Below are 17,967 nucleotides of genomic sequence, written 5' to 3'. Positions count from 1 at the left end.
GGAGTGCATACATAGATGACAACCATCAGACAATTGACAATGGATGATTACCGGGCAGTGCTCGATATGCAAACAGGAATCGAGGATGATTACGTTCTTCGGATTTTCCCTCAGCTGATCGAGAATCCAGCCCAAACCTTATTTGGCTTGATAACGGCAGAAGGTATTACTGCAGTTGCTGGGGTATACCGTTTGCCGAATGGAAATGGAATACTCGGCCGGCTGCGAAGTGATGTCCGTTTTCATTCAAGAGGAAATGCTACTGCTTTACTGCAGCATATCATTGCTTCTTGCGAAGAAGATCCAATGATGAATTGGATTGGAGCTATCACCCGCAAGTCAAACCTTCCTGCTCAGAGGGTACTGGATAAATTAAATATGCATGCTGAAAGCAGCTTTATCAGTCTGGTCATGGAAGCTCCTGAAAAGTGTGATATTCCATCAGCTGCTCCATGGGAGATGATGGAAGGAACTGATAATAAACGAGCTGCAATCGAGCAGTCAGCTGTCGATGCAAAAGCAGCTTTCTATCCATATGAGGCATATTTCCCTATTCCATACGCTTCCGCCATATTACAGGATGACTATTTAGAAAAACTGGCAGTATTCCGAAACCCTGACTCAAGCCGGATCATGACAATTCAAGAAGACTATAAAGGTCAGGATATAGCCCAAATCCAATATCTATGGCCTGATGTGTTTCAGCAGGACGGTCTATGGACTACTGTATTCCATTACTTGAACCATTCGGACAAGCAGCTGGTTCCGCAGCTGGATGTGTCCCTTGAGAATGCCGCCAGCATACCTGAAGCTTATCGCAACAGTTTTACTGAGGACGATGATCCATGGCTCATTTATGGAAGATATATCAGATGACAAACGCCCCGACTACATAAGTCGGGGCGTCATTTTTATGGTCTTTTTCTTGTGTTTCGTTTCTTGGTCTTTTTCCCTCTTGCAGGCGGTTTCCGCTTTCCTTTGTTTTTCGGCGGGCGATGATCACCTGGCTTATTTTTCTTTTCGGCTTTGATGATTGTAGGTCGGTCACGATTCTCTCGTGGTTTGCGCGGTTTCATGCCTACCACTTCAAAGTCGATGACACGCTCTTCAATATTCACCTTCACAACACGGACAGTAATTTCATCCCCGATGCGGAATTGGTTGCCAGTCCGTTCCCCAACCATCGCATAACGCTTATCATCGAAATGGTAGAAGTCGTCTGTCAGATAACTGACATGAACCAAACCCTCGATCGTATTCGGCAGCTCGACAAACAACCCGAAGCCTGTGACGGAACTGATGACGCCATCGAATTCTTCACCAATCTTATCTTGCATAAACTCAGCTTTTTTCAGATCATCCGTCTCACGCTCTGCATCGACAGCAGCACGTTCTCTTTCCGAGGACTGTCTTGCGATTTCAGGCATCCGTTCTTTCCAGTGATCCTGCGTCTTTTTATCAAGCTGATTATTGACGATATACGTGCGAATCAGCCGGTGCACGATCAAATCTGGATACCGACGGATCGGTGAAGTGAAATGCGTATAGAACTTCGTCGCCAGACCAAAGTGGCCCAAGCCCTGCGGATCATACTTTGCCTGCTGCATGGAGCGCAGCATAAGCCGGTTGATGATCATTTCTTCCTGTGTGCCTCTTACCCGTTCCACGATCTTTTGCAAGGTTTGCGGATGAATATCAGAGGCTGAACCTCTGACTGTATAGCCTAAGCTTGTGATGAACTCGAAGAAATTCTGCAATTTATCTGGATCCGGATCAGTATGGATCCGGTGAATAGCCGGTACGTCCATCCAGTGGAAATGCTCCGCAACAGTTTCATTGGCAGCAAGCATGAATTCCTCGATCAGCTTCTCTGCAACAGAGCGCTCACGAAGGATGACATCAATAGCCTTGCCTTCTTCATCGACAGCAACCCGCGCCTCTGGGAAATCAAAATCGATTGCTCCCCTATCCATCCGTTTCTTACGAAGAATAGCAGCCAGGTCCTCCATCTGCTGGAACATTGGCACAAGTTCTGCATAACGTGCTTTCAGCTCTTGATCATCCTCCAGCAAGATCCGGTTTACATCGCCATACGTCATCCGTTCATTCGTTTTGATCACACTTTGATAAATCTCATGTTCCACCACTTGACCCTGTGGCGTAATCTGCATATCACACGTCAACGTAAGGCGGTCTACCTGTGGATTCAAAGAGCAAATCCCATTGGAAAGACGATGCGGGATCATTGGAATCACTCGGTCAACAAGATATACACTCGTTGCACGTTCCAAGGCTTCTTCATCAATAGGAGAACCTTCTTCCACATAATAAGAGACGTCCGCGATGGATACGACCAGACGATAATTCCCGTTTTCAAGGAGGCTGACAGAAACTGCATCATCCAAATCCTTTGCGTCTGCTCCATCAATCGTCACAGTCATCATATCTCGGATATCCCGACGGTTCTCAATCTCAGCAGGATCGATCGTATCTGGTGTGTTTGCTGCCTGTTCCAGTACTTCCGGTGGAAATTCTGTAGAAATACCATGCTTATAGATGATGGAAAGTATATCAATGCCCGGGTCATTCTTATGACCAAGTATCCGGATGACTTCTCCTTCTGCACTCATGCGCCCTTCCGGATACTTTGTGATCCTGACAATGACCTTATGGCCATCTGTTGCTCCGCCTGATGCACCGCGCGGTATGAAAATATCATTTGGTATACGTTTGTCATCGGCAATTAGGAAGCCGAATCGGCCATTATCTTCGTATGTTCCGACAACCTCGGCTATGGCCCGCTCCAGAATCCGTACTACTTGTCCTTCCCGGCGCTGTCCGCCTTCAGCCTGATTCTCGACACGCACTAACACTGTATCGTTATTCATGGCAGACTGCAGATCGGAATAGTGGATATAAACATCATCCACACCCTCTTCATCTGGTATGAGGAAAGCAAAACCTTTCGCATGCATCTGAATCTTGCCTCGCACAAGGTTCAATTTTTCCGGAAGCCCGAAGCGGTTGCTTCTTGTCCGAACGAGCTGTCCTTCTGCTTCCAGTTCATTCAGCCCTTTGACAAGGACAGTGAACTCGCTTGCTTCATCGAGCGCCAACTGCTCCTCGATTTCTTCTACTGTTAACGGCTTATCCGCATTTTCTCTGAAATAAGCTAATATCTTCTGCTTGATTTCGTCCATTATTGCTTCACCTTCTTTTCGGCTCTTTTTTCATCTAGTATGAACTATTCCCAATCAAGCGATTCGAGAAACAGATACACATCTTCATGCAGCTGTTCCTTTTCTTTCCCCATCGTGATAACGTGAGAAGAGTTTTCGTACCACTTGATCTCCTTCAAATCAGATTCTGCATTTTCATAAATGAAATTGGCACTGTCTGTGTTGATCATTTGGTCTTCTGTCGCTTGTACGACGAAGAGCGGAGCATAAATTTCGTCTACATGCTTGCTCACATCAGTGATAAAGGCGCCCAGTCGCTGGAACATATCTGAAGTCGCAGGAGCTTCCATCAATTCGGCCAGTTCCTTCTCAATTTCCTGATTATCTTTACCTTGCAGCTGTTTATGCTGTCTTGCATACAACTTGAATCCTTTGTTCAATTGGGTTTCATTATCAAAGAACATCGGTGAACACATTGTTACAACGCCTTTGACCGGATACGAATAGGCAAGCTTTAAACTTAGTACACCGCCTAAGGATAAGCCGGCAACTGCGATTTTTTCATAGCCTTCATCCTTCAGGTGCTGGTAAGCAGCCTGTACATCTTCCCACCATTCATCTGAACTGGAAGCAACGATATCATCAGGTGTTTTCCCATGTCCGCGATAAATAGGAGCATGCGCCGTGTATCCTTTACCTGCAAGAAAACGGCCCATCATCCGTACATCAGCTGAATGACCAGTGAAGCCATGCAGCAGCAGAACAGCGCGATCCCCTTTCCCCTCAAATGTGAACGGCTCTGGCTGTTTCATTGTGACCATATGTATCTCCCCTGTTATTTCTATAATATATAGTAGATTTCCGCACTAGTTTTCCCTTCATTGGGAATAAATAATCCCCCACCACAGAAGTTGTGACGAGGGATGAAGTTGGCTATTCGATTATTGCAGGACGTACGCCAAAAGGAACGTCAAAATGAAAAGAATGACTCCTGTAACGATTGTTCCACGATGGAGGAACAAGTCCAGACCACGAGCTTTTTGTTTACCGAACAATTGCTCTGCACCGCCTGATATCGCTCCGGACAAGCCTGCGCTCTTACCAGATTGTAAAAGGACTAGCGCGATAAGCGCAATGGCATCGATTATTAATAGAACTACTAAAGTTGTCTGCATCCCAGCACCTCCTATAACAGCAAATACCTGTGTCAACTGTAGCATATGTGTCAGATAATTGGCAAGATGTTCTTGTCCAATCGACGATATGCGACAAAATTATGAATTATTTTTGCAGAAAATGAATTTTAATGAAGTTTTTTGAACTTTTTTGGTTGCAAGATGAAACCGTTTCCTCTATAGTGGACTTAAGTTCAGGAGGAGGTCATGCAAATGCTTACACCTGAGCGGCAAAAGATGATCTTACAGATGCTGCAAGAGCAGCGCGTTGTAACGATTCCAGAGTTCGTGAAGGTAACGGATGCCTCCATCTCGACGATTCGACGAGATCTTATTGAACTGGAGAAGCAGAAGCTGCTGCAGCGTGTTCATGGAGGAGCAACGACTGTATCTTCATTAAGCTTCGAAATGAGCTATACGGAGAAGGAGACACAAAACCAATCCGGAAAGCAAAAAGTCGCCGCTTATGCTGCAAGTCTTGTCGGTGAAGAAGAATGCATCTTTTTGGATGCAGGTACGACAACAAATCAGATGATCCCTTTCTTATCAGGCAGAAATGTAACCGTCGTCACTAATGGCTTGACGCATCTGGATGCACTGTATGAAAAGGACATCACCGTGTATGTAACCGGAGGATTAGTAAAGGATAAAACGAGGACTTTGATCGGCAGAGGTGCAATGACAGCACTCGCCCAATATCGTTTTGATAAATGTTTTCTTGGCACGAACGGTGTTCACCCGGAAAATGGCTATACAACGCCGGATCCAGAGGAAGCAGCCGTTAAACGCCAGGCATTGCTCCGATCAGATGAGGCTTTCGTTTTAGCTGACCGCAGCAAGCTCGACAAGACAAGCTTCGCCCATATAGCGGATCTGACAGAAGCGACACTGATCGTGGATACTGTCAGTGCAAACCAGCAGGCTTCATACAAGAAACTTACATCAATAAAGGTTGTGGAATCATGAATTACACATGTACGCTGAACCCATCCATCGATTACATCATGCATGTGGACGGTTTTAAACCAGAAGATTTGAACCGTGCTACACAGACAGCTTATTTTGCTGGCGGAAAAGGTATTAACGTTTCCCGTCTGCTGAAAAGACTGGATGTGGATACGACGGCATTAGGATATATCGGTGGTTTCACCGGAGCCTTCATCAGGGAAACACTTGAAAGTGCTGGAATCGAACATCAATTCATTGAAATAAATGAACCAACACGCGTCAATGTGAAGCTGAAGTCCGGCGGAGAAACAGAAATAAACGGTCCAGGACCAGCTATCACAACAGAACAGCTTGCTTTGCTTTTCGAACAGATAAAAAGTCTGGGAAAACAGGATGCTTTGGTTGCAGCAGGTAATGCACCTGGCTCCGTTCCAGCTGACATCTATGCAAGGATGGCGGACATCTGTGAAGAAAATGGAACTAGATTCATCGCCGATACATCAAGTACGGCACTTCGTGATCTAATCGGCAAAAAGATGTTCCTCGTTAAACCAAACCATCATGAATTGGGTGAGCTTTTCGATACAACCATCTCTTCTATTGAAGATATTGTAAGCTACGCTCGAAAGCTTCACGAAACAGGTATCGAAAACGTCATTGTTTCCATGGGTGGTGAAGGCGCCATCTTCGTGAACAAGGATCATGCTTGGAAAGCTGAGACACCAAAGGGAAAAGTTAAAAACTCCGTTGGCGCCGGCGACAGTATGGTGGCAGGCTTCCTGGCTGCTTATGAAAAATCAGGTGATTACGAACAAGCTTTCACCTACGCAGTAGCAGCAGGAAGTGCTACGGCATTCAGTGACGACCTCGGCGAGAGACAATATATAGAAGAATTAGTCAGCCAAGTCAAACTCACATCTATCTAAGAGGGGTGTTAATCATGCGCATTACAGAACTACTAACAAAAGATACAATCATTTTGCAGCTTCAGTCCCAATCAAAACCTGATGTGATTGAAGAGCTTGTTTCCAAGCTGGACCAAGCTGGCAAATTGAACGATAAAACGGGTTTCAAAGAAGCCATTCTTGCCCGTGAAGCACAGTCCACTACAGGAATCGGCGAAGGAATTGCTATTCCGCATGGTAAATCCGCTGCGGTTAAAACACCGGCTATCGCTTTCGGACGTTCTAAGGAAGGTTTGGATTATGAAGCATTGGACGGACAGCCTTCCCACCTGTTCTTTATGATCGCGGCTTCCGAAGGTGCCAACCAGACACATTTGGAAACCTTGTCCCGTCTTTCTTCTTTCTTAATGGACAGCACGTTCCGCTCTAACATTGAAAGTGCGGAAACGGAAGAACAAATCATGTCTATCATCGATGCCAAGGAAAAAGAAGAATTAGGTGAAGAAGAAGAACAAGAAAATCCAGCTGTGGAATTGGCACAGGATGCACCAGGCACACAAGGCAAAGTGCTTGCCATTACTGCCTGCCCTACTGGTATCGCACATACATTCATGGCTGCGGATAAGCTGAAGCAGACAGCAGCAGAGATGAACGTTCCGATCAAAGTGCAGACGAATGGAGCCGGCGGAGTTAAAAACCGTCTGACCGATGAAGATATCAAGGATGCAACTGCTATCATCGTCGCAGCTGATGTCAATGTCGATCTTAGCCCATTCGAAGGCAAACACGTTCTGCAAGTACCAGTTGGACGTGCACTGAAAATACCGAAGGAACTGATTGAAAAAGCACTTGCACAAGATGCACCAGTTCATCACAACAGCGGCCGCAGTACAGAAGCAGCAGCTGAAGGCGGACAAAAGAAAGAACAGCGTTCCGGATTCTATAAGCACATCATGAATGGTGTATCCAACATGCTTCCATTCGTTGTCGGCGGCGGTATCCTGATCGCACTCAGCATCCTATTTGGAGAATTGTTCCCGGGCAGCCGTTTTGCTGAAATGCTGAATGAAATTGGAAGCAGCCAAGCGTTCTTCCTGATCGTTCCTGTACTTGCAGGTTTCATCTCCAGCAGTATCGCTGATAAACCTGGTTTCGCACCTGGTGCTATCGGTGGTTTGATTGCGGTCACTTATGGTAGTGGTGATGCAACTAGTTCTGGATTCCTTGGCGGTTTGATTGCTGGTTTCTTAGCTGGTTACGTGACACTTGGTATTAAAAAAGCACTATCTGGTCTTCCAGCTGTATTGGAAGGATTGAAAACGATTCTCTTCTTCCCTGTATTAAGTATCTTCATCACAGGCATGATTATGCTATTGATCAATCCATCTTTGACACAAGTATATGTAGCACTTTCTGACTTCCTTGAAGGTCTTGGAGGTACGAACTTAGTATTGGTAGGAATCGTTCTTGGTGCCATGATGGCCATTGACATGGGCGGTCCGATCAACAAAGCTGCATACACATTTGGTATTGCAATGCTTGATGCTGGTAACTTGGAATTCATGGCTGCTGTTATGGCCGGTGGTATGGTACCACCGCTTGGACTTGCACTGGCAACTTCCCTATTCCGTCATAAGTTTACAAAACAGGAAAGAGAAACAGGTAAGACAGCATACGTACTGGGCGCATTCTTCATCTCAGAAGGTGTAATTCCTTTCGCAGCTGCTGACCCGCTTCGCGTCATTCCTGCGACAGCAATTGGTGCCGCAGTAGCAGGAGGTCTATCAGCCTTCTTCGCAATTGGCCTGAATGCTCCGCATGGCGGTATCATTTCAGCAAGTCTTGTTGATGGAAATCCATTGCTTTACTTCCTTTCCATCATTATCGGTTCTTTTGTCACAGCTATTATTGTAGGATTGTTGAAAAAAGACCTAAGAAAAGTATAAAATAAGATAGAATGAAAGCATTCACAAAAATAGGATGAAACCATTCACATAAAAAATCTTTGGAGGTATTTACCATGGCAGAAAAAACAATGACAATCACAGATGAGACAGGCGTACACGCTCGTCCGGCAACAATCTTAGTAAATAAAGCAGGCGGTTTCAAATCCGATATCCAACTTGCTTACAACGGCAAAAGCGTCAATCTTAAATCTATCATGGGTGTTATGAGCCTAGGTATTCCACAAGGTGCTGAGATCACAATCTCCGCTGAAGGCGACGATGCAGAAGAAGCAGTCAACACAATTGCGGAAACAATCAAAAGCGAAGGCCTAGGAGAATAATTCCGATGAGCATGATAAACGGAATCGCAGCTTCAAATGGTATCGCGATTGCTAAAGCATACCATTTGGCTGTACCAGACCTCTCTTTCGATAAAACAACTGTTGCTAATGCGGAAGAAGAGATCAGCCGTTTGGATGCTGCCCTTGAGATCAGCAAAAAAGAGTTGGAGAAAATCCGCGAGAATGCTCGTGTGTCACTAGGCGACGAGCACGCCGAGATTTTCTCGGCTCATTTGCTTGTATTGGCAGATCCCGAACTGATCAATCCCGTTAAAGACAATATCCGCAATAACAATATCAATGCAGAAGCTGCTCTTGACGAGACAGCTACAATGTTCATCGACATGTTCCGCAGCATGGACAATGAATATATGAAAGAACGCGCAGCTGACATCCAAGATGTTACAAAACGTGTTATGGCACACCTTTTACAGGTCTCCTTCCCGGATCCTGCACTTATAGACGAAGAAGTTATCATTATAGCGGAGGACCTGACTCCTTCAGATACAGCACAGCTTAACAAACAGTTTGTGAAAGGGTTTACAACTGATATCGGCGGACGTACTTCCCACTCTGCTATCATGGCCCGCTCACTTGAGATCCCTGCTGTTGTGGGTACGAAGTCCATCACATCTTCTGCTGCAAACGATGTCATGATCATTGTTGATGGTATTGAAGGTACTGTCATCATCGATCCGACAGAAGATGAACTAGCGACGTACAGAGCGAAACAAGAAGCTTTCGAACAGCAAAAACAAGAATGGGCGAAGCTGAAAAACGAACCTACTGTTACAACAGATGGCATTCATGTAGAACTTGTTGCAAATATTGGTACGCCAGAAGATGTTACCGGCGTCCAAAACAATGGCGGCGAAGGTGTAGGCCTTTACCGTACAGAATTCCTTTACATGGGTAAGAGCGAGCTTCCTAGTGAAGAAGAACAGTTCGAATCCTATAAAACTGTTCTAGAAAACATGGGAGACAAGCCTGTCGTAGTTCGTACATTGGACATCGGCGGAGATAAAGAGCTTAGCTATTTGCAGCTTCCTAAAGAAATGAACCCATTCCTAGGCTACCGTGCTATCCGCCTTTGCCTGGAGCGCGATGATATCTTCCGTGTTCAGCTTCGCGCCCTGCTTCGCGCGAGCGTTTACGGCAACCTGAAGATCATGTTCCCAATGATCGCTACACTGGAAGAGTTCCGCCAAGCAAAAGCAATTCTTCTTGAAGAAAAAGAAAAACTTGTAACAGATGGCGTATCGGTTTCTGACTCTATCGAGATCGGTATCATGGTTGAGATCCCTTCTACAGCGGTTGCTGCGAAGCAATTTGCGAAGGAAGTTGATTTCTTCAGTGTTGGAACCAACGACTTGATTCAGTACACAATGGCAGCTGACCGCATGAATGAACGCGTCAGCTACTTGTACCAGCCTTACCACCCAGCTATCCTGAACCTTGTGCATAATGTCATCGAGGCAGCACATGCAGAAGGAAAATGGGCTGGCATGTGCGGTGAGATGGCAGGCGATGCAATCGCAATCCCGCTTCTTCTCGGCCTTGGCCTTGATGAATTCAGCATGAGCGCAACAAGCATCCTGCCAGCTAGAACACAAATCACGAAGCTTTCCAAAGCAGACATGCAGGAGCTAAGTCAAGAAGCCTTGACTCTAAGCACTGCTGATGAAGTGGAACAGCTTGTCCGTCAGCGTACAGGACAATAAATAAGACAAGAAGCTCTCCGTAATCAGAGAGCTTCTTTTTTTTCCTTCTGAGAAACGACATATTCTTGAATACAAAGCAGACTTACTGTAATTATAGGTCAATAAGAAACAGCTCTCCGTTATGGAGAGCTGTTTCTTCTAAAGATATTTGGATACTACTTCCGCTGTAGTTTCCTTAGCCTTCTTTATTACGTCTTCAGCTTTCATCTCATAATACTCTGGTCGAAACAGTTCAACTGTCGCTGGTCCGTCAAAGCCGCTTTCCTTCAGTACAGATAGAATTCCTTCCAGATCTATTACACCTTGTCCAGGCCAGACTCTATCTTCGTCTACTAGGCTTCCAATCGGAAAGTCTTCTGTATCATCCATATGAAGTATGAAGACCTTCGAAATATCTGCCTGTCTTAGAGCTTCTATACTGGAATTCATTGCATGGAAGTGGAAGCAATCCAGTACTAATCCTACGTTTGGGTTATCTACTTTTTGTACGATATCATACGCTTGTTCAAATGTATTGATTGTGCAATCAGGATGGCCGACAAATTCCACTGCCAGTTTAACCCCATAAGGTGCTGCGAGTTCAGCCAGTTCATGCAGTACCGCAACACTGCTCGCTTTGATGTCTTTTTTCAGTATTTTTTCTTTAGTCACTAAAGGCACTACAACGATATAAGGCACTTGCAATTCTTTAGCGTATTCCAGCATCTGTTTGAATTCTTTTAACAGCTGTTGATATTCATCTTCGCTGCGGTTATTGAAGTACACAAGTGCATTCAGTGCATACGGCTTGATATGATTCTCCTGGAAATATGCTGACAGCCGTTGCAGGGAATATTGCTCCAAGTACTCTGGCAGCTTATCCATTGTACGGATCTCAATATAGTCGTAGCCATGCCTTTCACATAATTCAAGATCTGTTGCGAGGTTTGAATTTTCCAAAGTTGTAGCTTGATTAAAACCTAGTTTCATTATGATCCTCCTGATTCATTTAAAAAATCATGTTGTCATTTTGCACTATCAGGCTTTACATGAGCTGGGCTTCTGCTTCTTCCGCCCTATAGAAAGAAGGCATCTCTTCCAGCTCAATCGGTTCTCTTTGTCCTGATTCTTGTGCCTTCACACACGCATCAGATGTCACTGCAGCTACATATCCTTCCCATGAAGAAGGACCCTGCAAAGCCTCTTGTTTGGCTACCTGGTTGATAAATACTTGTATTTCTTTATCATAGGCATCCTGAAAACGCACTTTCCAATCTTGCAGGACATCCGTGCTTTGTTTCCCGTTATGTCTTAATGTAATACTTTCCGTTTCCGGCAGACTTACGATTCCTTCTTCTCCTACTATTTCACATTGAATGTCATAGCCGTATTTTATATTGACCGACACTTCTGCTTGGATAAGGGCGCCTGATTCCGTTTCAAGCAAGATGACTTGCGGATCACGCAAATGCGGGAGGGCATGCTTATTCTTTCGCGGGTATAAAACTTGAACGGATACATAGTTGTCCGCTAAAAGCCAGTGAAGGATATTTATTTCATGGATTAAGGTATCCGTAATCGCCATATCCGTTGTATAGGCCGCATCCACTTCCGGCGCACGATGCGCACACTTGACCATGAGCGGTTCCCCTATCAATTTGGAATCAATGGCTTGTTTCAGCTGCTCGTAGCCTGTGTCGAATTGTCTCATAAAGCCGACTTGCACAATACGCTTACCATATTCCATTTCATCCTGCATGATTGCTTTGCAGCCTTTTGCGGTTACAGAAAGAGGTTTTTCGCAAAAAACATATTTCCCGGCTTCTATTGCTTTCCGTACCGTTGCTTCATGTGCTGGTCCGATACTTGTAACGAATATCGCATCCACTTCCTCTGCATCAATCAATGCCTGATCATCCGGATAAATGGCAGCTTCAATTCCCAGTTCATCGAGTACCTGTTTTGCAGCCGCGGGATCTACATCTGTAACAGCAGTAATCTTCGCTCCGGATAATCGATTTTTCACCCTGTTCATATGCTCTTTCCCAATAGCGCCTGTTCCAATTACTCCAATTCTTACTGACATCTTGTTCTCCTCCTTAATGGCATGTTTCCCTCCGAAAAGGAGGTCATAAGCGGGCAGCACTTTGCCCTGAATATAGGGTATGGCTTCTTATTATTTCTTCCTCTTGCTATACCCGTTTTCGACATCCGGAACACTTGTACCCAGGGTCACATAAGAAAAAGCGGGACATCCGATCAACTCGAATGTTCCGCTTTTTCTTATGTGTTTTATGGATTTGTTGACCACAGTCCAGCAGATTTAATAAATGTGCGGCTGTTTAATTTCAGCTGTGCTACGACAAACTCTGCAATGTCTTCTGACTGCATGACTTTTTCAGGATTGCCATCTGTCAGCTTGTTTTCGTACGCCAAATCGGTTGCCACTGTACTTGGTGTCAAGGCAGTCACCCGAATGTTGTGCTTGCGCACTTCCATAGCTAGAGATTCAGTCAGTCCCAGTACACCGAACTTCGAAGCACTGTAAGCACTTGTAGCAGGAGCACCCTTTTGACCAGCTGTAGATGAAATGTTAATAATGTCCCCAGATTTTTGTTCGATCAAGTCTGGCAATAGAGCCCGTGTGACGTTGTATACACCCATCAGGTTTACATCAATGATATGCTTCCATTCTTCTGGATCAAGATCCATGAATCCGCCAAACTTAGCAATACCAGCATTATTGATTAAAATATCAATGCCGCCTAATTCCTCTTTCACCTTGTTGACTGCTGCTGAGACATCTTCCAGATTGGAAACATCCGCTGCAGCATAAGCTGTTTTAACTTCATTTATACTATCAGCTACTGCTTTTACATGCTCTTCTGTACGGCCTATCAAGCCTATATGCACACCCTCTGCTGCAAGTGCCTCTGCAATAGCTTTACCGATGCCGCGTCCGCCGCCTGTAATGATAGCTCGTTTTCCTTGTAATGATTGTGCCATTATGTAACTCCTCCTTCAATGAAACCATTCGCTTTATATTATCAGCCTGATGAAAGCACAACAAGTGTTATGCTCAGTACTGCATTGTTCACCAAGAACTGCTGTACTAAGGCTCTTATGTATTCTTCTTCATTTTTATCAAGAACATACTTAGCACATTTCTGGATAATTGTAGTTTCGATGTTAACCCATTAAAAGGGGACAAGACCAGCTTTGTACTGCTGGCCTTGCCCGGCTATTCTTCTGGGGCATATGATCTATAAGACTATAAGGTTGAGTTAATGAATTCGAGTGTTTTATCAATAATAATTTGCTGATCATAATCAAGAGTTGCGACGTGATAGCTGTTTTTTAATGGATATACTGTTTTGCTTTCAGACCCAATTCCATCGTAAATAAGCTGTGCATTTACTGGTGGTACGACATGGTCCTCATCTGAAACAAAAATCAGGGCGGGACAGGTGATCTTACTAAGATCTCCTCTTACGTTCTCCATCAATTGCAGGATTTCTTTGACGGACTGAACCGGTGTTTTTTCATATGCCAGCTCTTTGACTTCTGAATCTTTGATATCGGAACCTATGGCATCCAGGTACCTTACATCTTTAAATTCATGTACATTTTCCATTGATGGTACAGTTACTGCTGCATTGATTGGAATGATGGCATGGATGTCCGGATAATTCTCTGCCAAATATAATGTCAGAGTGCCTCCCATTGATAAGCCGGTAACAAAGATCGTATCACAACGTTCCTTCAGCCAGTGATAACCTTCTTCAATCGACGCTATCCAATCTTTATACGTTGTTTGTTCCATATCTTCATAGTGTGTTCCATGGCCTTTCAGACGCGGTCCACATACCGTATAACCTGCTTCGGCATATGCCTCTCCCAAAGGACGCATACTCTGTGTAGATCCTGTAAAACCGTGGGATACGAGGATTCCTATACGGTTTCCCTCGAAGTGAAAAGGTTCCGCATCTTTTAGTACCGGATATTGATTTGACATCTGATCACTCCTATCTGTTTTATCTCAATTATAAAGAAAGCGCTTTCTGCATTTATTCTAGTGCTTGCTATTTTTTAAAGCAACGAAAATCTATTCGCATTAAAAAAGAGGATGAGCTCATATGGGCTCATCCTCTTCTTTTACCTTATTTATTCAAGTTATAGAAAGATGCAAGTCCGCCGTAGATGCCGGATGCTTTCAACTCATCTTCGATACGAAGAAGCTGGTTGTATTTCGCAACGCGGTCGGTACGGGATGGTGCACCAGTTTTGATTTGGCCAGCGTTAGTCGCTACAGCGATGTCAGCGATTGTTGCATCTTCGGATTCACCGGAACGGTGGGAGATGACAGCTGTGTAGCCAGCACGTTTCGCCATTTCGATAGCATCGAATGTTTCTGTAAGTGTACCGATTTGGTTCACTTTTACAAGGATGGAGTTTCCAACGCCTTGCTCGATACCTTGTTTCAAACGTTTTGTGTTTGTAACGAATAGGTCATCACCAACAAGCTGAACTTTGTCGCCAATGCGATCAGTCAATAGTTTGTGGCCTTCCCAGTCGTTTTCGTCCAAACCATCTTCGATAGAGATGATTGGGTATTTGCTAGTCATTTCTTCGTACCAAGCAACCATTTCTTCAGATGTACGGACAACGCCTTCGCCTTTAAGGTTGTATTTGCCATCTTCGTAGAACTCAGAAGATGCAACGTCCATTGCAAGTTTCACTTCTTCTCCTGGTTTGTAACCAGCAGCTTTGATTGCTTCTACGATTGTTTCAAGCGCTTCTTCGTTGGAAGAAAGGTTTGGTGCGAAACCACCTTCATCACCTACACCAGTGTTCAAGCCTTTAGACTGAAGAACTTTCTTCAGGCTGTGGAAAATTTCCGCACCCATACGAAGTGCTTCTTTGAATGTAGGAGCTCCTACAGGCATGATCATGAATTCTTGGATATCAACGTTGTTATCCGCATGCTCCCCACCATTAAGGATGTTCATCATTGGTGTTGGAAGTGTTTTGGCGTTAAATCCGCCAAGGTAAGTGTAAAGCGGTACACCAAGGTGATCTGCTGCTGCATGTGCTGCTGCCATGGAAACACCAAGAATAGCGTTGGCACCTAGTTTACCTTTGTTTTCTGTACCATCAAGTTCGATCAATAGCTGGTCGATGATAACTTGACGTGTAACATCAACACCGATCAATTCTGGAGCGATTTTTTCGTTTACGTTAGCAACTGCTGTTTGAACACCTTTGCCAAGGTAACGGCCTTTGTCGCCATCACGAAGCTCAACTGCTTCGTATTCACCAGTGGACGCACCACTTGGAACGATTGCAGAACCGAAAGCTCCGGATTCTGTTAGTACTTCTACTTCAATAGTAGGGTTACCACGGGAGTCAAGGACTTCACGTGCATATACGTCAGTAATGTATGGCATTATTTTTTCTCTCCTCTTATTTTTGGATTAGGCTTGTGCCTGTCATTTCTTCTGGTTTTTCGACATCCAATAAATCCAGTAATGTAGGGGACAAATCAGCCAGGATACCGCCGCTGCGGAGCTCCACGCCTTCTTTTGTCACAATTACAGGAACCGGATTAGTCGTATGGGCAGTCATTGGCTTATCTTCAAGCGTTACTACTTCATCCGAGTTGCCGTGGTCAGCCGTGATAATGGCATGACCGCCTTTTTCGATAATCTTGTCGACGATTTTGCCGAGGCACTCATCAACTGCTTCGATTGCCTTCACAGTAGGTTCCAGCATACCTGAATGTCCAACCATGTCCGGGTTGGCGAAGTTCAAAATGATCGCTTGGTGTTTGTCCTGATCCAAGTCATCAAGTAACGCGTCCGTCACTTCATAGGCACTCATTTCAGGTTTCAAATCATATGTCGCCACTTTCGGGCTGTCAATGAGGATTCGATCCTCACCAGGGAACTTCTCTTCGCGGCCGCCGCTCATGAAGAACGTCACGTGCGGGAATTTTTCTGTTTCTGCAATACGCAGCTGTTTGATGTTGTTCTGGGAAAGCACTTCCCCAACCGTGTTATCCAAGTTTACTGGCTTGTACGCAACATCGCCGTCTACCGTTTCGCTGAAGTTCGTCATGCAGACGAATTCATTGATCGTTGGCGGGTGTTCACCACGATCGAAGTCACGGAAGTCTTTGTTTGCGAAAGTCCGGGAAATCTGGATAGCTCGGTCCGGGCGGAAGTTATAGAAGATGATCGCATCATCATCCTGTATTTTCGCTACCGGATCCCCGTTTTCCTCTGTAATGACAGATGGAAGCACGAATTCATCGTAGATTTCATTTTTATAGGAATCTTCGATGACGTCATAAGGGCTCTTATAGGCAGGGCCTTCTCCGTAAACCATTGCATCATACGCTTTTTTCACACGATCCCAGCGTTTGTCGCGGTCCATGGAATAATAACGTCCTGTAAGTGTTGCAATCTTACCGACACCAAGTTCCTTGATTTTGGCTTCTGTCTGATCAATGAATTCTTTCGCGCTTTTCTGACCGACATCACGGCCGTCAAGGAAACCATGGATGTACACTTTCTCCAAGTCATGCTTCTTCGCAAGCTCCAAAAGAGCGAACAAATGCTCAATATGGCTGTGTACGCCGCCATTGGATAAAAGACCGAAGAGGTGCAGACTCTTGTCGTTCTTTTTCGCATGGTCGACTGCTTTAAGAAGAACTTCATTATCATAGAAGTCGCCATCTTTGATGGACTTATTCACGCGAGTCAGGCTTTGATACACGATGCGTCCGGCACCGATATTCAAATGACCTACCTCAGAGTTACCCATCTGGCCTTCCGGCAAGCCAACAGCCTCTCCGCTGGCAGTAAGTTCGTTATGCGGATACTTGTTCCAGTAACGGTCGAAGTTCGGCTTTTTGGCATGCTTCACTGCATTACCCTTTTCTTCATCGCGGATACCGAATCCGTCGAGGATGATGAGGGCAGCTAGTTTGTCCTGACTCATTTTGCACCAGCCTCCACAAGCGCTAGGAAGGAATCAGCTTCCAGGCTTGCACCGCCGACTAAAGCGCCGTCGATATCAGATTCTGCAAGAAGTTCGTCCACGTTTGCTGGCTTTACGCTTCCCCCGTATTGGATGCGTACAGCATCAGCTGCTTCAGCGGATACTTTCTCTTTCACAACGTTGCGGATGAAGGTGCAGACTTCATTCGCTTGCTGTGCTGTTGCAGTTTTGCCAGTACCGATAGCCCAGACTGGCTCATAAGCTAGAATCACAGTTGAAACTTGTTCAGCAGACAGACCTTCCAAAGCCTTTTCGACTTGGCCGCCGACTACTTCGTTTGTTTTATCAGCTTCACGCTCTTCAAGCGTTTCACCGATGCAGACGATTGGAGTGATACCATGCTGTAATGCTGCATGTGTCTTCTTGTTTACAGACTCGTCTGTTTCGTTGTAATATTCACGACGCTCGGAGTGTCCGATTACCGCATATTCCACACCAATGCTTTTCAGCGCTGTCGGGCTGATTTCACCAGTGAAGGCACCACTTTCTTCATAGTGCATAGTTTGAGCAGCGATCTTAAGGTCCGTACCCTCTGTAAGCTTCACTAACTCTGTCAAATATAATGCAGGTGCACAAACAATTGCTTCTGCTTTGTCACTGGATGGAATCTTCGCTTTCGTCGCTTCGATGAATTCTTTTGCTTCAGAAATTGTTTTGTTCATTTTCCAGTTTCCTGCGATGACGTTTTTACGCATAGTTCTCCATCCCTTC

At 45.1% G+C, this 17,967-nt stretch carries 16 protein-coding genes; 6 read left to right on the top strand and 10 right to left on the bottom strand.

Annotated elements, in window-relative coordinates:
- Window positions 1–15 precede the first annotated feature (15 nt).
- Window positions 16–876, top strand: coding sequence for a GNAT family N-acetyltransferase (locus SFC25_RS12225; RefSeq protein ID WP_411215547.1), 861 nt, complete (start codon window positions 16–18; stop codon window positions 874–876).
- A gap of 35 nt (window positions 877–911) precedes the next feature.
- Here the strand turns inward: SFC25_RS12225 and rnr are convergent, their stop codons facing one another.
- From rnr to secG, 3 genes are all read right to left on the bottom strand, one after another.
- Window positions 912–3,200 carry a ribonuclease R gene (rnr, locus tag SFC25_RS12220; protein WP_411215546.1) on the bottom strand — a complete coding sequence of 763 codons (2,289 nt, stop codon included), beginning with the start codon at window positions 3,198–3,200 and terminating at the stop codon, window positions 912–914.
- A gap of 44 nt (window positions 3,201–3,244) precedes the next feature.
- Window positions 3,245–4,000: an alpha/beta hydrolase gene (locus SFC25_RS12215; protein ID WP_411215545.1), complete on the bottom strand. Its 756-nt coding sequence runs from the start codon at window positions 3,998–4,000 to the stop codon at window positions 3,245–3,247.
- A 120-nt stretch (window positions 4,001–4,120) separates the two neighbouring features.
- On the bottom strand, window positions 4,121–4,354 hold the full coding sequence (gene secG, locus SFC25_RS12210) for a preprotein translocase subunit SecG (protein ID WP_038564772.1): 234 nt from the start codon (window positions 4,352–4,354) through the stop codon (window positions 4,121–4,123).
- A 213-nt stretch (window positions 4,355–4,567) separates the two neighbouring features.
- Here secG and SFC25_RS12205 point away from each other — a divergent pair, with 213 nt between their 5' ends.
- The 5 genes from SFC25_RS12205 to ptsP all read left to right on the top strand — a co-directional run bounded on the left by SFC25_RS12205 (window position 4,568) and on the right by ptsP (window position 10,215).
- Window positions 4,568–5,320 (top strand): DeoR/GlpR family DNA-binding transcription regulator, encoded by a 753-nt coding sequence (locus SFC25_RS12205; protein WP_411215599.1) that lies wholly within the window; start codon window positions 4,568–4,570, stop codon window positions 5,318–5,320.
- The gene (gene pfkB / locus SFC25_RS12200; protein ID WP_411215544.1) at window positions 5,317–6,228 is read left to right on the top strand and encodes a 1-phosphofructokinase; all 912 of its coding nucleotides are present in this window, start codon (window positions 5,317–5,319) and stop codon (window positions 6,226–6,228) included. The genes SFC25_RS12205 and pfkB overlap by 4 nt, the downstream gene beginning before the upstream one ends.
- 14 nt (window positions 6,229–6,242) lie before the next feature.
- The gene (locus SFC25_RS12195) at window positions 6,243–8,153 is read left to right on the top strand and encodes a PTS fructose transporter subunit IIABC (protein WP_411215543.1); all 1,911 of its coding nucleotides are present in this window, start codon (window positions 6,243–6,245) and stop codon (window positions 8,151–8,153) included.
- Window positions 8,154–8,227: 74 nt separating this feature from the next.
- Window positions 8,228–8,494, top strand: coding sequence for a phosphocarrier protein HPr (locus SFC25_RS12190; RefSeq protein WP_038564763.1), 267 nt, complete (start codon window positions 8,228–8,230; stop codon window positions 8,492–8,494).
- A gap of 5 nt (window positions 8,495–8,499) precedes the next feature.
- The gene (ptsP, locus tag SFC25_RS12185) at window positions 8,500–10,215 is read left to right on the top strand and encodes a phosphoenolpyruvate--protein phosphotransferase (protein WP_411215542.1); all 1,716 of its coding nucleotides are present in this window, start codon (window positions 8,500–8,502) and stop codon (window positions 10,213–10,215) included.
- Between the two features lie 138 nt (window positions 10,216–10,353).
- Here the strand turns inward: ptsP and SFC25_RS12180 are convergent, their stop codons facing one another.
- The 7 genes from SFC25_RS12180 to tpiA all read right to left on the bottom strand — a co-directional run bounded on the left by SFC25_RS12180 (window position 10,354) and on the right by tpiA (window position 17,951).
- Window positions 10,354–11,184 (bottom strand): sugar phosphate isomerase/epimerase family protein, encoded by an 831-nt coding sequence (locus SFC25_RS12180; RefSeq protein ID WP_411215541.1) that lies wholly within the window; start codon window positions 11,182–11,184, stop codon window positions 10,354–10,356.
- Between the two features lie 55 nt (window positions 11,185–11,239).
- Complete coding sequence (iolG, locus tag SFC25_RS12175; protein WP_411215540.1) at window positions 11,240–12,280, bottom strand: bifunctional inositol 2-dehydrogenase/D-chiro-inositol 1-dehydrogenase; 1,041 nt, start codon at window positions 12,278–12,280, stop codon at window positions 11,240–11,242.
- Between the two features lie 206 nt (window positions 12,281–12,486).
- Complete coding sequence (locus tag SFC25_RS12170) at window positions 12,487–13,200, bottom strand: 3-ketoacyl-ACP reductase (RefSeq protein WP_411215539.1); 714 nt, start codon at window positions 13,198–13,200, stop codon at window positions 12,487–12,489.
- A 265-nt stretch (window positions 13,201–13,465) separates the two neighbouring features.
- Window positions 13,466–14,209 (bottom strand): alpha/beta hydrolase, encoded by a 744-nt coding sequence (locus tag SFC25_RS12165; protein WP_411215538.1) that lies wholly within the window; start codon window positions 14,207–14,209, stop codon window positions 13,466–13,468.
- Window positions 14,210–14,354: 145 nt separating this feature from the next.
- Window positions 14,355–15,641, bottom strand: a complete 1,287-nt coding sequence (eno, locus tag SFC25_RS12160) for a phosphopyruvate hydratase (protein WP_411215537.1) — start codon at window positions 15,639–15,641, stop codon at window positions 14,355–14,357.
- Window positions 15,642–15,657: 16 nt separating this feature from the next.
- Window positions 15,658–17,196 carry a 2,3-bisphosphoglycerate-independent phosphoglycerate mutase gene (gene gpmI, locus SFC25_RS12155; protein WP_411215536.1) on the bottom strand — a complete coding sequence of 513 codons (1,539 nt, stop codon included), beginning with the start codon at window positions 17,194–17,196 and terminating at the stop codon, window positions 15,658–15,660.
- Window positions 17,193–17,951, bottom strand: coding sequence for a triose-phosphate isomerase (gene tpiA / locus SFC25_RS12150; RefSeq protein WP_366247541.1), 759 nt, complete (start codon window positions 17,949–17,951; stop codon window positions 17,193–17,195). The genes gpmI and tpiA overlap by 4 nt, the downstream gene beginning before the upstream one ends.
- Between the last annotated feature and the right edge of the window lie 16 nt (window positions 17,952–17,967).

The organism is Terribacillus saccharophilus (assembly GCF_046592595.1).
GTDB lineage: Bacteria > Bacillota > Bacilli > Bacillales > Amphibacillaceae > Terribacillus > Terribacillus saccharophilus_C.
The sequence above is the reverse complement of the archived record's forward strand: the minus strand, read 5'-3'. Positions and strand labels throughout refer to the sequence as shown.

What these genes read in the sequence shown, in the direction of transcription:
- rnr (WP_411215546.1), bottom strand. Translation starts at nt 3,200, where the DNA reads ATGGACGAAATCAAGCAGAAGATATTAGCTTATTTCAGAGAAAATGCG.
- SFC25_RS12195 (WP_411215543.1), top strand. Translation starts at nt 6,243, where the DNA reads ATGCGCATTACAGAACTACTAACAAAAGATACAATCATTTTGCAGCTT.
- iolG (WP_411215540.1), bottom strand. Translation starts at nt 12,280, where the DNA reads ATGTCAGTAAGAATTGGAGTAATTGGAACAGGCGCTATTGGGAAAGAG.
- SFC25_RS12170 (WP_411215539.1), bottom strand. Translation starts at nt 13,200, where the DNA reads ATGGCACAATCATTACAAGGAAAACGAGCTATCATTACAGGCGGCGGA.
- gpmI (WP_411215536.1), bottom strand. Translation starts at nt 17,196, where the DNA reads ATGAGTCAGGACAAACTAGCTGCCCTCATCATCCTCGACGGATTCGGT.
- SFC25_RS12225 (WP_411215547.1), top strand. Translation starts at nt 16, where the DNA reads ATGACAACCATCAGACAATTGACAATGGATGATTACCGGGCAGTGCTC.
- pfkB (WP_411215544.1), top strand. Translation starts at nt 5,317, where the DNA reads ATGAATTACACATGTACGCTGAACCCATCCATCGATTACATCATGCAT.
- secG (WP_038564772.1), bottom strand. Translation starts at nt 4,354, where the DNA reads ATGCAGACAACTTTAGTAGTTCTATTAATAATCGATGCCATTGCGCTT.
- SFC25_RS12215 (WP_411215545.1), bottom strand. Translation starts at nt 4,000, where the DNA reads ATGGTCACAATGAAACAGCCAGAGCCGTTCACATTTGAGGGGAAAGGG.
- SFC25_RS12190 (WP_038564763.1), top strand. Translation starts at nt 8,228, where the DNA reads ATGGCAGAAAAAACAATGACAATCACAGATGAGACAGGCGTACACGCT.
- SFC25_RS12205 (WP_411215599.1), top strand. Translation starts at nt 4,568, where the DNA reads ATGCTTACACCTGAGCGGCAAAAGATGATCTTACAGATGCTGCAAGAG.
- ptsP (WP_411215542.1), top strand. Translation starts at nt 8,500, where the DNA reads ATGAGCATGATAAACGGAATCGCAGCTTCAAATGGTATCGCGATTGCT.
- SFC25_RS12165 (WP_411215538.1), bottom strand. Translation starts at nt 14,209, where the DNA reads ATGTCAAATCAATATCCGGTACTAAAAGATGCGGAACCTTTTCACTTC.
- eno (WP_411215537.1), bottom strand. Translation starts at nt 15,641, where the DNA reads ATGCCATACATTACTGACGTATATGCACGTGAAGTCCTTGACTCCCGT.
- SFC25_RS12180 (WP_411215541.1), bottom strand. Translation starts at nt 11,184, where the DNA reads ATGAAACTAGGTTTTAATCAAGCTACAACTTTGGAAAATTCAAACCTC.
- tpiA (WP_366247541.1), bottom strand. Translation starts at nt 17,951, where the DNA reads ATGCGTAAAAACGTCATCGCAGGAAACTGGAAAATGAACAAAACAATT.